The sequence below is a fragment of the Woodsholea maritima DSM 17123 genome, assembly GCF_000382325.1.
Taxonomy (GTDB): domain Bacteria; phylum Pseudomonadota; class Alphaproteobacteria; order Caulobacterales; family Maricaulaceae; genus Woodsholea; species Woodsholea maritima.
Map to the genome: position 1 here is coordinate 26,057 of NZ_KB908062.1, position 16,930 is coordinate 42,986.

Annotated in this window: 14 protein-coding genes and 1 pseudogene; 5 read left to right on the forward strand and 10 right to left on the reverse strand. The window is 42.0% G+C overall.

The genetic code is table 11. The features are described from left to right. Positions 1-127 precede the first annotated feature (127 nt). Positions 128-841, forward strand: coding sequence for a ParA family protein (locus tag H151_RS16515; RefSeq protein WP_019962190.1), 714 nt, complete (start codon positions 128-130; stop codon positions 839-841). 10 nt (positions 842-851) lie between these two features. Beyond that, entirely contained in the window at positions 852-1,439 is a 588-nt protein-coding gene (locus H151_RS0113460) for a hypothetical protein (protein ID WP_019962191.1), read from the forward strand. A 1-nt stretch (position 1,440) separates the two neighbouring features. Here H151_RS0113460 and H151_RS17605 read toward each other — a convergent pair whose 3' ends face one another. Further along, a complete protein-coding gene (locus tag H151_RS17605) occupies positions 1,441-2,625 on the reverse strand; it encodes a glycosyltransferase family protein (RefSeq protein WP_156823513.1) in 1,185 nt (394 codons plus the stop codon). A 232-nt stretch (positions 2,626-2,857) separates the two neighbouring features. Here H151_RS17605 and H151_RS0113470 point away from each other — a divergent pair, with 232 nt between their 5' ends. Together H151_RS0113470 and H151_RS17215 are read left to right on the forward strand one after the other, a co-directional pair. Beyond that, positions 2,858-4,183 carry a nucleotide sugar dehydrogenase gene (locus tag H151_RS0113470; RefSeq protein WP_019962193.1) on the forward strand — a complete coding sequence of 442 codons (1,326 nt, stop codon included), beginning with the start codon at positions 2,858-2,860 and terminating at the stop codon, positions 4,181-4,183. A gap of 418 nt (positions 4,184-4,601) precedes the next feature. Then, positions 4,602-6,056 carry a glycosyltransferase family 2 protein gene (locus tag H151_RS17215; protein ID WP_156823514.1) on the forward strand — a complete coding sequence of 485 codons (1,455 nt, stop codon included), beginning with the start codon at positions 4,602-4,604 and terminating at the stop codon, positions 6,054-6,056. Here the strand turns inward: H151_RS17215 and H151_RS17610 are convergent. The 5 genes from H151_RS17610 to H151_RS0113495 all read right to left on the reverse strand — a co-directional run bounded on the left by H151_RS17610 (position 6,051) and on the right by H151_RS0113495 (position 12,123). After that, the gene (locus H151_RS17610; protein WP_156823515.1) at positions 6,051-7,133 is read right to left on the reverse strand and encodes a GT-D fold domain-containing protein; all 1,083 of its coding nucleotides are present in this window, start codon (positions 7,131-7,133) and stop codon (positions 6,051-6,053) included. The two genes, H151_RS17215 and H151_RS17610, sit on opposite strands and share 6 nt — an antisense overlap. Positions 7,134-7,539: 406 nt before the next feature. Beyond that, positions 7,540-8,307: an ABC transporter ATP-binding protein gene (locus tag H151_RS0113485; protein WP_019962196.1), complete on the reverse strand. Its 768-nt coding sequence runs from the start codon at positions 8,305-8,307 to the stop codon at positions 7,540-7,542. A gap of 7 nt (positions 8,308-8,314) precedes the next feature. After that, entirely contained in the window at positions 8,315-9,088 is a 774-nt protein-coding gene (locus H151_RS17890) for an ABC transporter permease (protein ID WP_083918613.1), read from the reverse strand. Positions 9,089-9,541: 453 nt separating this feature from the next. Then, the gene (locus H151_RS0113490; RefSeq protein ID WP_083918615.1) at positions 9,542-11,581 is read right to left on the reverse strand and encodes a class I SAM-dependent methyltransferase; all 2,040 of its coding nucleotides are present in this window, start codon (positions 11,579-11,581) and stop codon (positions 9,542-9,544) included. Between the two features lie 23 nt (positions 11,582-11,604). Next, positions 11,605-12,123 carry a hypothetical protein gene (locus H151_RS0113495; protein WP_233354589.1) on the reverse strand — a complete coding sequence of 173 codons (519 nt, stop codon included), beginning with the start codon at positions 12,121-12,123 and terminating at the stop codon, positions 11,605-11,607. A gap of 350 nt (positions 12,124-12,473) precedes the next feature. Between H151_RS0113495 and H151_RS0113500 the strand changes: the two genes are divergently transcribed. After that, entirely contained in the window at positions 12,474-12,908 is a 435-nt protein-coding gene (locus H151_RS0113500) for a hypothetical protein (RefSeq protein ID WP_233354590.1), read from the forward strand. A gap of 736 nt (positions 12,909-13,644) precedes the next feature. On the opposite strand, the gene H151_RS0113505 is transcribed toward H151_RS0113500, so the two are convergent. The 4 genes and pseudogenes from H151_RS0113505 to H151_RS17895 all read right to left on the reverse strand — a co-directional run. Further along, a complete protein-coding gene (locus H151_RS0113505) occupies positions 13,645-14,235 on the reverse strand; it encodes a methyltransferase domain-containing protein (protein WP_019962201.1) in 591 nt (196 codons plus the stop codon). A gap of 13 nt (positions 14,236-14,248) precedes the next feature. Further along, a complete protein-coding gene (locus H151_RS0113510; RefSeq protein WP_169336761.1) occupies positions 14,249-15,637 on the reverse strand; it encodes a glycosyltransferase family 2 protein in 1,389 nt (462 codons plus the stop codon). A gap of 183 nt (positions 15,638-15,820) precedes the next feature. Further along, positions 15,821-16,030 (reverse strand): hypothetical protein, encoded by a 210-nt coding sequence (locus H151_RS0113515; protein WP_019962203.1) that lies wholly within the window; start codon positions 16,028-16,030, stop codon positions 15,821-15,823. Between the two features lie 356 nt (positions 16,031-16,386). Next, a pseudogene (locus tag H151_RS17895) lies at positions 16,387-16,641 on the reverse strand (hypothetical protein); the annotation flags it as partial. Positions 16,642-16,930 lie beyond the last annotated feature (289 nt).

Consider the following 16,930-nt stretch of genomic DNA (forward strand, 5'->3'; position numbering starts at 1 on the left):
TCTTCACAAACGTGCTAAACAGGGACTGCGTTATGTGCAGGACCTATCGAGGGGCCGTGCTGCTGGTCAGTGTGCGCACCGCATGAGCGCGACATGATAATTCGCTGAAGACGAGGCAGAGGCTTCCATGACCACCTACCGTCATCCCGTGATTGCGCTTTCAACCTCTAAGGGGGGCGCGGGCAAGACCACTATGTCGATTGCTTTAGCGGCGGTATTTGCCGATTGGGGCTACCGGATTGCCATGATTGATACCGATCCACAGCAATCGCTGATGGATTGGTCGCTCAAGCCGGGTAAGCCTGAATTTATTGATGTTTTCAGCGCTGAAGACGAAGATGTGCTGATTGATCTGATTGAGGCGTGCAAAAAAAGCCACCAAATCACGCTTATTGATGTTCAGGGCCGGGTCTCAGAGTTGGGCAATACCGCCATGGCCTGGGCGGATCTTGTCTTGATACCGGTGCAGGCGTCCGCCTTTGATGCGGCTGGTGCGAGTAACACCATTGCGACGATACGCCGGGTGGAACGTGCGCGACGCACAGAAATCCCATTCTCAACCGTGCTCAACCGTGTGCCGGCGGCCATTGCGTCACGCACTTTGTTATCCGTACGCGAAGCTTTTGATGAAAGCGGGATCGAGATTCTAACATCTCTGGTCGATCGAGAGGCGTATCGGGTTATGACCGCGGCGGGCGGTACAATCTACACCTTGGATAAAAGCCAAGCGCCAGGCTTGGATAAAGCCAAGCTAGAATGTGAGACGCTCGCGATTGCAGTCTCAGCGAAACTGGGTCTGATAGATCCAGCAGACGCAGATATTGAACAAGAACTGGCATAGGGCAGGGGCAATGGCAAAACCGCAAGCACCTAAACTCGTACGTCCCAAATTGAACTTGAACTTCGGTCCCAAAGGCGATGAGCCCGATATCGAGGGCGAGGTTGATGTCCGCGCGCAGCGCAAAGAAGTCGCGAGCCTGATGAATGAAGTTTCTGGTGCGCCGCGTGAAGTGAAATCAGTGGATGTAGCGACCCCTGAGGACAAAACGCGTGCGCAGCGTCTTCAGACAACAGGCGCGACACTCCAAGAGGGTAGGGCAGGGGCGTCTGACGCTTTATCCCAACCCGAAACCCCTTCAGCGCTCATCCCTCAAGAGCAGGGGGAGCAGGTGCCCGCTCCCTCGAAGCCCTTGCAACGGCGCCGGGCGCGAAAGAAGCTAAAGCGCGAACATAATTTCAGTTGTCGCTCGACGTTCGAGCATATCGACTTTCTAGATGCGCTCACCAATGACAGCGGTACCGTCGTCGAAGGGTTCGAGCGCGCGGTTTGGTTGCTGGCTAAAGAGGTGGCGCGAAAAAAGGAGTATCGAGGTCTTCCGGTAAGCGATGAAACTTTAGAGGTTGTGGAGAGGCTATTATTGAAGAGCGACAATAAATGACTTAAGCATTTTTATTAAGTATGTAATCTATAAATGCCGACATACGTTTGACCGCCTCCTCAGCAAGATACTCAGAATCTATTTCAACTGTTTCTCCTTTCCTGAGCCTATAAATGTCATGTAAAGGACGTAATCTAGATGTATCGGAAACAAGGGATGTCCAAGAACCCCCACCAAGTATATAAATAGGCTTCTTAGAAAGAACATACTCTGAATATTTTCCTGGAAGGGCATGGCTTTCTGATGGAGTGTATAAAAGAAGAGCGTCGCAGATGCTTTGAAAGAAACGAGACCTGTCTAAAGAAACTGGTCCGTGATTTATTACTTTCAAACGCTTTTCGTTTTTAAGTAAATAGAGCTCTCGTTGAGATAGCTGTCCTGTAATATGCAAAATAATAGGGTATTTACCGGTAGGGATTGTGCATAAATAATCTAAGAGTGTCGATAAGCATCGATTGTGATCAGAGAGTTCAAAACCTCCAGAATGAAGTAAGTTCAGAGATTTCTTATCAAAAGGACTAAAGGAAGAAAGGCTTTCTTGATTAGAGCTACTATATACTTCACTGAAGTGACCGATTATAGATGCCGGAAGATCATGTGGAGCATAGTTGCAAATGTCTCTATATATATAGTCAGAGATACATATAATACCTGAGCATCTTTTAAGCCACAGTTTAGCGAGCTCTCTCTCAAAAATTCTACGGATCAAGTGTCGCTCAAGTTCAACGCGATGTGGACTTTCGAACCAAGTATCACGAAACTCTGCAATCCAAGGTATGTTATAGCGTCGAGATAATAAATAGCCAACATAATGCGTAGATTCAGGGGGACTTGTAGTTATAACTGCGCAGTATTGATTTAAATTGCTTATAGACTTAGTAACTTTATGTGCCCACCTAATGTTTGGATCTGGATAGAATGCCCAAGTCCGAATAAAAGATTTGATAATGTTTAATAATGATGTCGCACCCACTACTTGGCCGCTCTGTTTCATTAGTGCATTGTTAATGTACTTTGTTTGAATTTCAATATTATCAAAAGTATGATCTTTGTTGTGGAACGGCGTCACCGTGGTAATGTTGTAGCCGAATTTTTTAAGGTACTTTACCGATAGATAGGGACGCCTAGCTCCACCTGATATTTCAGGTGGAAAGTGCCGTGTCACATAGAGGATATTTTTTTTCATGAATTTTAACGCGTCCTTGAAAAGTTATATACTACGTTGAATTTTAGGATGGAATTTATCAGATAAACAGGGCTTACTTCTTATTGACATGACATAGTGATAGGCTTAATTCCACTCGTAAGGGTGGGTCAAGCTCATTCAAATGAGCTTGAAACTCGCTGTAATTCGTAAGCTGCGACCAGCGATTGCATAACTGTCTACAATATTGATCTAGTTTTATGGAGTAACAACCATGCTTAATACTCTCATTGAAAAATGTCATAATAAATCGGTAAAAGTTGGTATCATAGGTCTAGGATATGTAGGGCTTCCACTAGCTGAGGCTTATGTAAATGTTGGTGTAAGTGTCATCGGCTATGATGTAAATCAAGATCGTGTTGATATTCTAAATTCTGGTCAGTCCGGAATGAAACATATCGATGATTCCAGAGTAAAAAGCATGGTTGATAAGGGCTTATTTAAGGCTTCATCAAACCCTAACGTGTTGTCTGAAGTTGATACAATACTTATTGCTGTCCCGACTCCTTTAGATATTCACCATCAACCCGACCTCACATATGTTATTAAAACATGTGAGGTAATTCGTGATCATATGCGCGAGGGTCAGCTTGTAGTTCTTGAATCAACAACATACCCAGGCACTACAGCTGAAGTGATGAAGCCCATTTTAGAGCAAAGCGGTTTAAAAGAAGGTGAAGACTTCGCTTTGGCTTATTCACCAGAACGCGAAGATCCTGGCAATCCAAACTTCAATACTTCAACGATACCTAAAGTAGTTGGATCAGATACATCTGAGGGATTGAAGGCTGCTCTAGCCGTTTATGACCTAATTGTTAATACGGTACCAGTAAAAGACACAAGAACTGCTGAAGCGGCAAAGCTAGTAGAGAACATTTATCGTTGGGTGAATATTGCAACGGTAAATGAGATGAAAATTATCTTCGATAAAATGGGAATCGATGTTTGGGCTGTTATCGACGCAGCAAAGACAAAGCCTTTCGGATTTCATGCTTTCTATCCAGGCCCTGGAGTTGGCGGACATTGTATTCGCATTGATCCTTATTACTTGTCATACAAAGCAAGAGAGTTTGGGTTGTCGACACAGTTTATCGAGCTGGCAGGTCATATAAATCAAAGTATGCCGCGCCATATCGTCACGAGAACTCTTGAAGAGTTGTCTTTGAGGCAGAGAAAGGCTTTGGCTGGTTCTAAGGTGCTTTTATGCGGGTTGGCATATAAAAAAGATATCGATGATATGCGCGAGTCTCCTTCTTTGGACTTGATATCAATATTGGAAGAACACGGAGCAATCGTTGCGTACCATGACCCTTATATCCCTGTTGTTCCAACCACCCGTGAACATCCTGAATATTCGGGGCGTGAATCAGTAGACATAACTGGAATTAAAAATTGCGATTATGATGTTGCTATTATTGCAACGGATCATACTAATGTTGATTACAAGCTTCTGTGTGAGAATACTCCGTTACTTATAGACACGCGCAATGCTCTTAAGGATTTGACTAGTGAGTTTAAAGATAAAATTGTTAAAGCATAAAGTGATGTCTAAGGGGGTAAGGAAACCAACTCTAGTCTTGAACAGGGTATTGATATACCAAGCTTTCTGAAATTAGTAGGTTGCTGAAATTCTCAGCTAGAAAGCGTGTCTAGTTAGAAGCGTGTAAGGCTATAAATATGCAACTTCTGAGGGGAATTGCTCGCTTTATTAAGCGATCATTCCCCTTTGCTTTTAGCTAGTAATGTACTACTATATCTCGGATGTGTGATGCTGAGGATTTACTAGAAGATCTAAAGTCATAGAGAAAGCCGAGGGCGATTGATGATTGAAGCGGGCTTAAATATTAAAGTATGAGCACGTTTCATTTTAGAGTACACGCGCATAATTATGATCTAAGGCAATATAGAGCAATTTATATATACAAGTGGAAAATAAAGTTCTCATCATTGAGGTTATAATGAAGCAGGAAAAGTTAGCAAACTCGATTAACAATCTCGCTTATCAGGTACATGCTTTATCGTCTAAGCTGGGTGTTATGTCGCGTGATCAATGTCAAAACAACTTTCATCTTTCTGATGAAAGCCTATTAGATGAGCATTCAAAATTACAGACTAAATATGCGGAATTGTTTCAAGAGTATACACAATTGAAATGTTCTGTGTCTTTTATAATTGGGTGTGAACTCGTTAGGGTTATTAAGAAGCCCTATTTAATTGCTTTATTACCAGGCAAAGTACTTGAAAAAATAAGAAGAAGAAAGAAGCTTTTGAAAAGCATACAAAGTAGAAGTGATCCTCTACAAGGGCTTAACGATTTTAAAAGTGATGATAGACTTTCACCAACTAGGGACGTTATAAAGCAGGCTGCCGATCTAATTGATGATAATAAGCTATTAGAGGCTACAAACTTGCTGCGAAAAGTAGAAGGAAAAAGATATAATATAAAGCTAAACTTGCTGCTATTAAAGCATAGAAGTGAAGATGAAGCATTTTGGGAGCACTCTGTTAATAAATACCTATCTCAATTTAGTCTTTCTCCTGTTAAGTTATCTAATGAAGGGCAAACCGTATTTGATCGATTATCTTGTAACCCAGGGTATACGATAACAAACGGTTGCCTTATATCTATTATTTTATCTGCTTATAATAGTGAAAATACAATTGTTTCCTCAGTTCAATCAATTTTAAATCAAACTTGGCAAAATATCGAATTGATTCTTATTAATGACGCCAGTACGGACCAAACTTTAAATTTAGTTAGGTCTCTCAGCTTCAAAGATACTCGTATTAAAATTATTGATAACCCGAGCAATTTAGGGCCCTATGTTAGCAAAAATAAGGCTCTTGAGCATGCAACTGGAAAATTTATCACTTGTCATGACGCAGATGATTGGGCTCACCCGCAAAGACTTGAAAACCAGGTAAAAAGTCTTCTGAGCGAACGTAACATGGTTTCAATTAGTTATATGCTTAGACTTAGTCAATCTGGTGTCCCGACACAGTTCATGAGGAAGAGTGAAGCGTCTCCTGATGGTGTTATGAGGTTAGCTTATGTATCCGCAATGTTTAATAGAGCTGTATTTGATGAAATCGGTTATTGGGATTGTGTCAGGTTTGCAGCTGATAGTGAGATGATAGCAAGAGCTAAGCTATTTTATGGCGATAAGTTTGTTTTTGAAAGTTCATTAGGCATGTTATGTTTAGATAATGAGGGCAGCCTTACTAACCATAAGGTTTATGGTATCGATAAAACTCGAGGAATTTCTCCAATACGAAAATCATATAAGGAATCATGGATGGCTTGGCACGAGCAATGCCGACAAGAAAATGAATCACTATACTTACCGTTCCCTCATTTAGATAGAAAGTTTATAGCTCCTAAAAAAATGCTTACAGACTATAATGGATCATAATTGATCTTTAATAGATCTTGTTCTATACCCTAACCAATAATCCACCATAGAGCCAACATCGATCGCTATTCCTCCTTTTAATAGAACTTTATGGCAAAAGATTTTTCCTAACACACCGGCACCAATAATAACAAGTGTTCCAGGTAGTACTACATTGTTAATCTGGTGAATGATATCTTCATATACAAAAGGTAAAGATATGTCTGTACTTTCATAAGATTCTAATCCAATCATTTTTGTATGAGTGGGAATAGTAATATGAGTAATCTTATCCGAGCAATGATTAAAAAGACCATTTAGTTCTTCAGGCTTAATGCTAGTAACAAACAACACTTTTTGAGAGTGTTTTACATATAATCGTATTGTATCGGTATTGAAAATTAATTGATGTATGCGTTCTTCAGTAAAAGCGACAGCGCTGATTTGTAAGGATAGTACCCCTTTAGCTATATGTAGAAGTGGGTAAGTAGCATCATTGTCTTTATATGATTGTTGTCCTTCAGTTGTGTCTCTTGCCAACCTATAGCAACTAGGAATACCTAGTATAGTGGCATTAGATATAGATTCGCGCAATTGAGTGCTAATTTTAATCCTTTCGGAAGTTGATAACCTATCTCTCCACCAGGCTCGTTCTCGTAATGCGATGTCTTGTGGGCTTAGCTGTTCTAGCCAGGCATAGGATTCTCCGTCCCCTATACGTATAAGCGATAATGGGTTGCTATTTATAATGGCATTGAGAATGTATTCTTTTAATAATCTGCTTTGATAATTTGAATACCTACAATCTAGATAATCAAGCCCATGCGATGCTAACTGATACATGGGTTCAAAAAAGTGAGTAAACTCTTGCCTTAAGTTCTTAGAGATAATTGATTTATAGTATTTACATACGTGTAGATGACTGCTTAGCTCTATATTAGCAGGAGTGCATACATTTAGTTTCTCTAAAGGGGTTAATTTAACTGAAGAGTAATTCATGACACCATGAATTACTTGGTTGTGCCTTGCCAATGAAGAAAGTGATACTTTATAGCTGGATGGATATTCCTCGAAACCGATAATATCATGATTAAGCATATATGATATAAAGTTAATATTGTTAACTTTAATTGCAACGGATAATAAAGTGTAAAAGGTGGCTCTGTCTTGTATTAGACTACTAATGAAGGCTCTAGCTTGGTCAAAAAAAAAGAATTTGGGGTTATGCCTGTATAATCAATTCGAAAAACATCTATGTAAAACTTGTATTCACGATCTTTTATACCTTTTGAATGATTGATGGTTTCAAAGAAAAATTTACTTCTTCTAAGGTATGAATATTTAAAGGTCATAAAGGTAATTTTCTTTATAATCCTGGGGCAGTATTTAAGACTAAAACAGTTATATAACAATGGCATACGGTCTGACAAAAATATTGCCAGCCTAATAAACTCCGATTTCAAATTATCCTTAATAGTGTCAATCATGATGAATCATTTTAACATTAAATTTGGGATTCAACATTATGAAAGTTATCATACTGCTGGAGAGTATATTGAGTTTCGCCAAAGTGTTTTACCTGTCCTCGTTCTAACCAAATAACCTTGTTACATTCTTTCAAAATTTGCTTGTGATTGTGTGATGCTAAAATCATTATTCCAGCGTTGTTTATTACATCCCTTAATCTTAGTTGCGCCTTTTTCTTAAAACTTTCGTCACCAGCTCCAAGCCACTCATCTAATAATACGATATCTGGTGAGAATGCAGTTGCACAAGAGAACTTCAAGCGCATTGCCATTCCGTTAGAGTACGTGCTTACAGGCATATTTAGATAGTTGCCCAATTCACTAAACTGAGCAATCTCAAAAATTACTTCCGGAATTTTTTTAGGATCGCGTCCTGACATTAGGGCTGCAAGTTCGATGTTGCGATACCCAGTGACCTCCGGCTTAATGCCTATGCCTGCAGAAAAAAGTGAAGATATCTCACCGTTGACTGAAACTTTACCTTGTATGGGAGTATAAATCCCTGCAACAACTCGTAAGAGGGTGGATTTTCCAGAGCCATTTCTTCCAATAAGACCTACACGGTCACCTTGTTTGATTTCCAAGTTAATATTTGAAAGAGCGACTATGCTACGACTTCTTTGTGAGTTATTGTTTACAATTATTCCACCAGCACTTTTGAGTTGGTTCCCAACTACTCTCTTACGCATTCCTCCGCCGAGTAGCGGATACGCAAGGGTAACATTTTTCAGAGATATGCTAGTCATGGGGTGATTATATCCAGAAGGCGATGCGCTGTCTAGCATAGCTGAAAGATAGAAGAGACAAAGCCATGCTTACGAGTGTTATTGCTATGACTACGGTTAGGCTTGTAAGGGGAACTTTACCCTCTAACATGGGCTCACGCACTAATATAAGATAATGTGCAATTGGATTAAATTGAAGATATTGCCACAGTTTCCCCATTTGATGAGGGTGCCAAAATACAGGGGTTAAGAATAGTAATATTCTCATTATGCTTGTTATCATATGGACAAAATCTCTGAAGCGGGCTCCAATGAGTGCAAACAGCAATGTGATCCAAATTGAGTTAAATACAATTAAAGGTATAAAAATAAGATTCCACAAGGATTGAATATGCAAATTAGGTTGTGTATACAATATAACCGCTAGGACAATGAGAGAATTTAGACCTGCTAGTATACAATTTCTACATACCGTTTGATAAACAAATAGAGAAAGAGGTAGTTTAACGCCATGTATCCAATTTTTCGAATTTACAAAAACACTGCAGCCATCTACAGCTATGGAAGACACATAGAACCATACAAAAAATCCAACAGTTACGTATGCGGGAAAATTGGGGTCGTTGTTCCCTGATATGGAAGAAAAGATTATTACCTTAACTAACACAAAGAGCCCAAAGGAGATAAATACCCAGCTAAAGCCTGCAAAAGAACGGAGAAATCTTGTTCTTATACTTTCTATAGATAAGGCGTACCATAATTTATACTTAATAAAACCGTTATAAAGATCTAACAATGACATTAACGGATCTCTTCTTTGCTGTAATCAATTATGACGTTAGGTATTACTGAATATGCCTAGAAGTGTTAATCATCTCTTTAACCCTAAAATAAAAGAACATCAACTCAAGCTACGAATGCACATAGTATCACAAGCAAGCTGCACGTACTTAGCCTAGTGCTTACCGACTTCGGTTGTATTAAAAAATTTTGTGCCAATTGTCTCGACGTTCTCCTTACCAGCTCTTAGGGGGGGGTAACAAAAAATATTCTAATGTCAAAAGAGTGTCCTGCAGATTTGTTAATGTGAGAGCCTGTTTTATAGGCTGGGTGGGCTTGCTGTCCGCATACATAGTATACTAGTAGCCATACACAATACAGCAGCATGGAAATCGAGTAGATACTTCTATTTCATAAGCTTGGTATAAATCAGGTCTACCACCATACTGAAGCAGCAAAGCTGAATGTGCTAGACTTAACTCCCCTTGGTTGTGAGCAAGAGCGGAGAAACGTCTGTGTTGAGAAGCTTTGGATGATTGATAAAATGGTTAACTAAATCGAAATGGGGCGAGGGATTTCTACCTTCATAGAAGCCATAACATATGAAATGCATGGCGGGATCAGCCCCCTTATCTTTTACGTCCTTATTTGTTGTCAAATACCATTCTGGGTCGAATACCTTTGAATTCATGAGAGTGACAGCATCTTTTTTAAACTGCAGATAATGTATAAGGTGGTAATAGGAGTTCGACACAAAATCTCTGTAGAGCCGTTTGATTAAGGCTTCGCTTAGCTTCAACCGAACATGTAAAAAGCTTTCACGATCGCAATTTTTATTTAATTTCAGAGAATTATTCTTAATCGAAGATTCATAATCTTCAATTTTTGTAATAAGCGACACGACTTCAGCGGTGTGCACTTGGTTACTATCTTCAATTTTCTGGAGGTCCTTTTCATGGGCGGAGACAGCTTGTTTAAGACTATGTTCTAGCAACTTAATTTTATTGTGTAAGGACTGAGTTTGTTGTTCATAGTTTATTTTTTCTCTATCGTGCTCTCTAGAGGCCTCTTGGGCTTTGTTAAAACAGTTTTCAATTTTTGTAATAAGCGACACGACTTCCGTGGTGTGCACTTGGTTACTATCTTCAATTCTATGAAGGTCTTTTTTATGGGCGGAGACAGCTTGTTCCAGGCTATGTTCTAGTGCCTTAATTTCACCTTGCAAGGCCTGGGTTTGTTTTTCATAGTTTATTTTTTCTATGTCGCGCTCTCTTGAGACCTCTTGGGCTTTAGCTTCGTAGTCCTCAATTTTTTTAGTGCAAGCCTCGAGTTCGGCGGTGTGCATTTGGTTAATATCTTCAATTTTCTGGAGGCCCTTTTCGTGGGCGAAGACAGCTTGTTCCAGGCTATGTTCTAGTGCCTTAATTTCACCTTGCAAGGCCTGGGTTTGTTTTTCATAGTTTATTATATGTCGCGCGAGTTCTGATGACTGCTCTTTGACGCGGTTTTGCTCGAGCCGCCTTAAGGACTGCTCTTGGTTTAGAGATTGTTGAATAGACAAAATCTTTTCTTGCAACCTTACAATCTCACCATTGTTCTTTTGGCTAGTTTCAAATAGCAATGTTTGCGTACTGACAAGTTTATTGCTGCGCGCTTCATAAGCTTCATTGAGTGAACAAAGCTCAGCTTTAACTTTTTCTAACTCTTCTTCCTTATCCTTCACGTCCGCAGCAGCTTGCTTAGCTTGATTGCGAGCTGCTCTTGCCTGCTTTTCTAACTTTTCGCTGTTCCATTGGTGGTAATGAGCACTGCCAAGCCTGTTAAATATAGACTTAACTATATTGTGCTCAGGGGACCCTACTTCTATTTCGGCAAGGTGGCTGAGTCGTTCATCATGATGAGTACCGCTCAAGATAATAGTTACGCCATTAGCTTGATCTAACTGAACGATTTTATTGTATTCGCTTATTTCTCTGATCATCTCGAGAACGTAAATTTCATGAGGTTTGTTGAGGTAATTGTAGATAAGGATTATGCTGTGATCGGAAACTTTTTGTCTCCAAATTTCTCTAAGTGATTTTATTGCCTCTTGTGATACATCCGTGTTAATAACAAGAAAATCGATTGAATTATCCTTGAAGCTGCGTAAAGCTTCAGTTGCGGATTGTTTAGTAAGGGTAGAAAATTCCTGGTAGTTTTGCTCGTTGTAGTCCAGCAATTCTTTGGCAGGTGCTTCTTCGCTGTATCCATAACAGCGCCCATCAATATTAAGTCGTTCCATAGCCTGACAAAAGCCAAAATAACTTTGTCCGTCAACTAGTCCCAGTTCAATTAGGGTGTTTGGTCTGACGATATCCATCAACCAAAAGGCTAACGGCATATGATACAAAAACATTGATTCTCTACGAAATCGAGATGGCCAAAACAGAGTTCGACTTGATAAAGGGTTGGAGATAGTTAGGTTGTCGACTTTTAATGGTACGTTCTCTTTTTTTACTGAGATGTTATTTTGCATATTGCTCAACTCTGAAATTATTTTTAGAGGGCTTTGTTGTATCTGTCTTTGCTGCTATCTCTGGCGTAGGTAGCATGGAACAAGAAATCCTGCAATCGGTCTTTTTGCGTCTTGTCAAGTGCTTCAGGGGTCAATTCAAAACGAGCCATACGACCTATCATGATTGCTGGAGGGCCGACCACTTCCTCGACGGCGTGATAGGTTTTGCGGTTGGCATAATCATCGAAAAGCACGGTTACGGGCCTTGAGATGTTCAATCGCGTCACCGCGAAGCAAGCGGGGCGAAAGCGTCCATCGATCAATACCACATCTGGGTGGCGGAAAAATTTTTCATTCCATATGTCCCTAGAGTAGCGGATAAATTTTTCCCAATGGGAGCTATCTTGAGGGCGCCCCCATTTTCCCACTGGGCCTATATCAGCGTAATAAACGACAGCTGGTGAGGAAAAGTCGACCGTATCTAGGTAGTGATTAAGATTTCTTGCCCAGACCGGATCGCTCTCAACTGAAAAGATAAGCTTACCTGGAAGCTCGGCGGCCATGACTGTAGACCCTCCCGAACCGTATTCGAGGATCACGGTGGCAGCTTTATAGGCTGATCTGAGGTGCTTTGCCTCTGCCTCGGGAAGGGATAGTTCTGGGCGAGAAGGGGCGGGCATGAGTGCTCTTAAAGTTCGTATTTTTGACATTGCATGCTAACGATCAACAGGTCAGCATGCAAGTTCATACCTGCTATATTGCTTTACTGTTCTGTGGATCACTACCTTCATTGAAAGGATTAGACTTGCAAAACATATTCGTACTATGCACGGGTCGCTGTGGGTCTGTCACATTTGCTAGAGCGGCGGCTCATATTGATAACTTTACAGCGGCCCATGAGAGCCGAACTTGGATGACGGGCTCTTCTCGGTTTGATTACCCCGCACGCCATATAGAGGTGGATAACCGTCTGTCATGGATGCTGGGAAGGCTTCACCATTTCTGGGGTGAGAAAGCGAGCTATGTCCACCTACTTCGCGACCGGGAGGATGTCGCCCGATCGTTTTTAAAAAGAGCTGACCGCGGAATCTTATTAGCTTATCGCACCCAGATACTTATGTCGGCGAAGACGCGAAATACAAAAGATACGCTCCTAGATCTCTGTCGAGACTATGTGGATACTGTTAATTGCAATATCACACATTTTCTTGCTGATAAGCCTCGCGTTATGACTGTTCGTTTGGAGGAGATTGACGACGATTTCCCTAGTTTCTGGAATTGGATCGGCGCGCGTGGAAATTTGGATGCTGCAATGTCTGAATGGGACCAGCGCCACAATGCATCTTGAGTACACTGAATGGAAAATGAGACTGTTAGATTGCAAAAGTATCTTAGCAGTGACTTATTAAGCGCTTTTCTGGCTTTTTCTTGTCACAAACAAGGTCAAGTTCTTCATCGCCATCGGCGGCCTCCTGAAGCTGGAGCTCTTGGGTCAGATCATGAGTGACCAGCCCCCTAGTCGCCCTCAGTCATTATGAGTATTCTTGGGATTCTGGTCCGCCTCTGAAGCTTTTTACCTGACGCCAGCTTGTCATAGACAAAATCAATAGACCGGGCATAGTTGGTGCCGATGGTTCGGCATGGGCATTGCGAATTTTTTTCTTTACCCGCCGTTTTATCATCTTGTTTCTCAGGTGCACGCCAAACTCACTATAAATATTGTATAGGTTTACATGCTGACGTAGTCCCAGCACCGACATTCTAGGTATCATAAACGTCTCGATAAAAGTAATGAAACGAGTTTCCAGGTTCTCCTTAATTCTGTTTTCATGGGGCTGATCTATGCGGCAGAATTTGTTATGGAATGTGGAATGGTCTACTTCGATAGTGCTGCCGACTCTCCGATGCTTAACCGGCCTATGGCTGCGCACCCGGCTAGCCAGGTGTCGATCCTAAGGCCTTACCTGATGGTTTGGTGTCTCTAATGCTCAATCAACTGCCCCGGATAGCCTAAGGAGGCCTATCTGGATGCATCATCTATCCCCAATGACGGCGAAACAGCGCTAACTGATTGCTAGGTATCATTAATCAGAAGTAACGTTTCTTAGTCTCTCTCTCTGCTTTAAGGAAGCCCAGTGTTTGTCCCAATCTTGTTCGTAAACTTGAATAAGGCGAGGTGCATCAGACTTAACCTCACTTATCATAACTGAAAAGTTGGGTCTTCTTCCAAACCAAGACCTCATTTTCTCTTCATCTACAGGATCGTGAACATGAGTGTTGTTTCTTCCAAATTTCCATTTGTATGGGACAGATACAACTAAGATCTTGCACCGCTGCAACAACTTCTGTGCAAATTCTTCCGCTAGTGGAACATGCTCCAATACCTGAAGGCATGTACCAATATCGTATACTTCATTGGACTCCCATTGCATAAAATCGGCCTGTACCGATTTTATGCCTTCGCCTCTATAAGGACGCGCCATATCGAGGGAGGTCTTTTGAGGGATCCAATCAAACCAATCAAGGTAGGGGCATCCAGCAGAGCCAATATCCACCATTGTCTTACAATCTTTTCCTAAACCTTCAACCAGTTGACGGACACTGTATAAATAAATGCTCTCAGAGCGCCCGGCCCAATACCCACTGCCTTTTTTTGTGCTCGAATCTTCCGCCATTATGATCCCACTTTCATTGCCAGTTACCGTTTACGTTTAGAATAATATCGTCTGCGGGGACTTCAGCCTCCTTGGGGATGCTAAACCTCTTATTTGTGAATGGAAATGACACGTAAGCCTTTTTAGGGTCATGCAGAATATATTTCTCATGCCATTTCTTAAAGGCTTCTCTGTAACTTCGCCTCGGTGCGCTAATGCCGTGAATTTCGCTTATTCCGTATACAGGATTGTTCTGAAGGCTGTCCTCAAGGTCTAAACAAAGCATGCCAAATTTATCTTGCACTTTTATTCTGTCAGGAAACAGTATGTGCGCGCGAGCAAGAAGCTCTGAGTCTGCAGAGAAGCGAACGGAATCCCAAAATCCCAAACACTTTTTGAATGCAGCTGCATCAAACATTGCGCTAATCGATGCACGCTGCAGCACCCCCCCAGCATGTTCTTGGCTTACCTGGCGAATGTTTGAAATTTCTCCGCTTGGTCTAACCCTTAGCATTCTAATCATGTTACCAGTAACTGTGTCTTTATTTTTAATATTAAATGAGACCTGGTTTTCAATTCGTTCAGGGTGCGCCCAATCGTCGGAATCGTGCCCTGTAATCCACTCGCCTTTTGCTTCCATCAAAGCAATATTTTTTGAGACATACGGCCCGACGTTGGCCTTGTTGCGAAAAATCTTCACACGATCGTCGCTTGCGGCGACTTCCTTGATTTCTGCCCAGGTGCCATCTTCGCTGGCGTCGTCCACGATCAGCAATTCGAGGTTCTGCCAGGTCTGACCGAGTATAGATCGCGCGGCCGCACGGATTGTCCCTTCAGCGTTGAAAGCTGGCATAATAACTGACACTTGGGGGCCGCCGGTCACCGGAGGCAGCGGTGTGGTGGTAAAGCGGTCGATTAGGGTGCCTTCGCCTTTTAGAGCGAGTGGTTCCACACCGAATTGTCCCAGATAGGCATTCAGGTGTGCAAGCCAGTCGCTTTCCCGACTTTGGGCCAGCGCGGCGTTAGCGCGCAGGATATGGGCGGTGTAAGCGAGGCCCTCAGGTAAATACATCTCTGCAAGGGCAATTGCCCGGTCATGCTGACCCCGTTTGGCCACGTTTGCAGCCCCCCAAAGCACATTGCGTTCTCGGGGGGTCATTTCTCCAGCATTTTTTCCGAGAAAACGTAATAATGGATTCGTGTTTTTCTGCCAGCCGCCAGGGTGGGTATCGATGAAAAACCGGGTTGAAAATTTAGGCCCCGGGTCGCGGAGCATTAAGGCGCCATATTTTAGATAATGCTCCGCTGGATCCATGCCCAGCTGGTCCACATCCGGGTACTTGGACCGGTACCAACTCGCATCGAAATAGCCTGATGCGCGGATCTTTGCCGCATCTTTTTTGAGTTGAATTGGATCATGCACCGTCTTTTCCCCCATTGCAGCTTATGATCTGAATGCTAGTGTAAACACCGCCTAATATTTGGCATAGGTTTTTGCATTTTACCACTCTATAGTTCAGGTATGATGCTTCTGAAAAAATTAGAAAATGTTTGATTGTGAGCTAAATCTCCATGATCATAGTCCCAGGCTGATTGGGTTTTCAGCCTAGGATTGCATAATGGCGGTGTTAAGGCTAATCGGCACATAATAAGTATCTAAACGTGTGTGCTCATCAAAGGCGGTATTATGGTGTTGATTGGCTTGCAACAGGCTAGTTATGCCACGGCACATGCGTCGACAAGGCAAGGCCTCTGTTTCAGGGGCATCAAAGGCGAGGGCTTCTTTAAAGCCGCCAATATTATCATCCCAAGCCAAATCGGACCAGCGTCAAGCATATTCTTGAAGTGCCAGGATCTGACATCCTGACGCAAGCCCTCGAGTAATAAATTGCCATACTCGAAGAGCTTTGATTGATGAGAAGGGGTTTTGACTTTTTAGAACTTGATCTAAATTATAAACCAGAATGACCTGGTTGGTGGCAACGATGCTGATATTGCTCATGCTTTGAACGGCGATAAAGGGTCCTTTAGAGTGCAAATAGCAATTGTGTGCATTTTGGGCTTGGACAGGACCACGTAAAGTGAGGTGACGTTCCGGTTCATTTTGGGTCGTCCAATAGGCGCGTTACGCGTCATAATCGCCAATATCAGCCCAGCCCATAGATACGGGCATCACACTGATTTATCCGCTTGGAAAAAGAAACTCCACAACGGCGTAATAAATTGAAATAGAGGGTGATGGTGAAAACTGTGCACTGTTGGAAATACAGTCTCTTGAGTATCTTGCTCGTGAATTAATGCTTTCACATGGTCGACAACGTCGCGGGCATAGTGTGTCATAGCCTCAAGCATAGCGCTGACTTTAAAAAGGAAGATTCCTGCATTCCAGTAATATTTGCCAGATTCAAAATAACACTGTGCAGTATCGAGGTCAGGTTTTCAACAAGGCGATTAACTTGAAGCGGATAAGAATAATCCGGCGCTGCTTCAATATAGCCATATCTGGTTTCAGTGTAGGTGGGGGCTATGCCAATTTTTTCAATTTGACCGCTAAGAGTTTTTCAATACTAAATGTAATAGCTTAATGAAAAGCTTTTACATCTTCGGTAGCATGATCGACTGGTAGAATTAAAGCGAGATCATTTTTATCACAGATTAGGCAAGCTAAAGCGACCGCGCCTGCTGAATCGCGCTCAAAAGGTTCTAAGATCGTAGC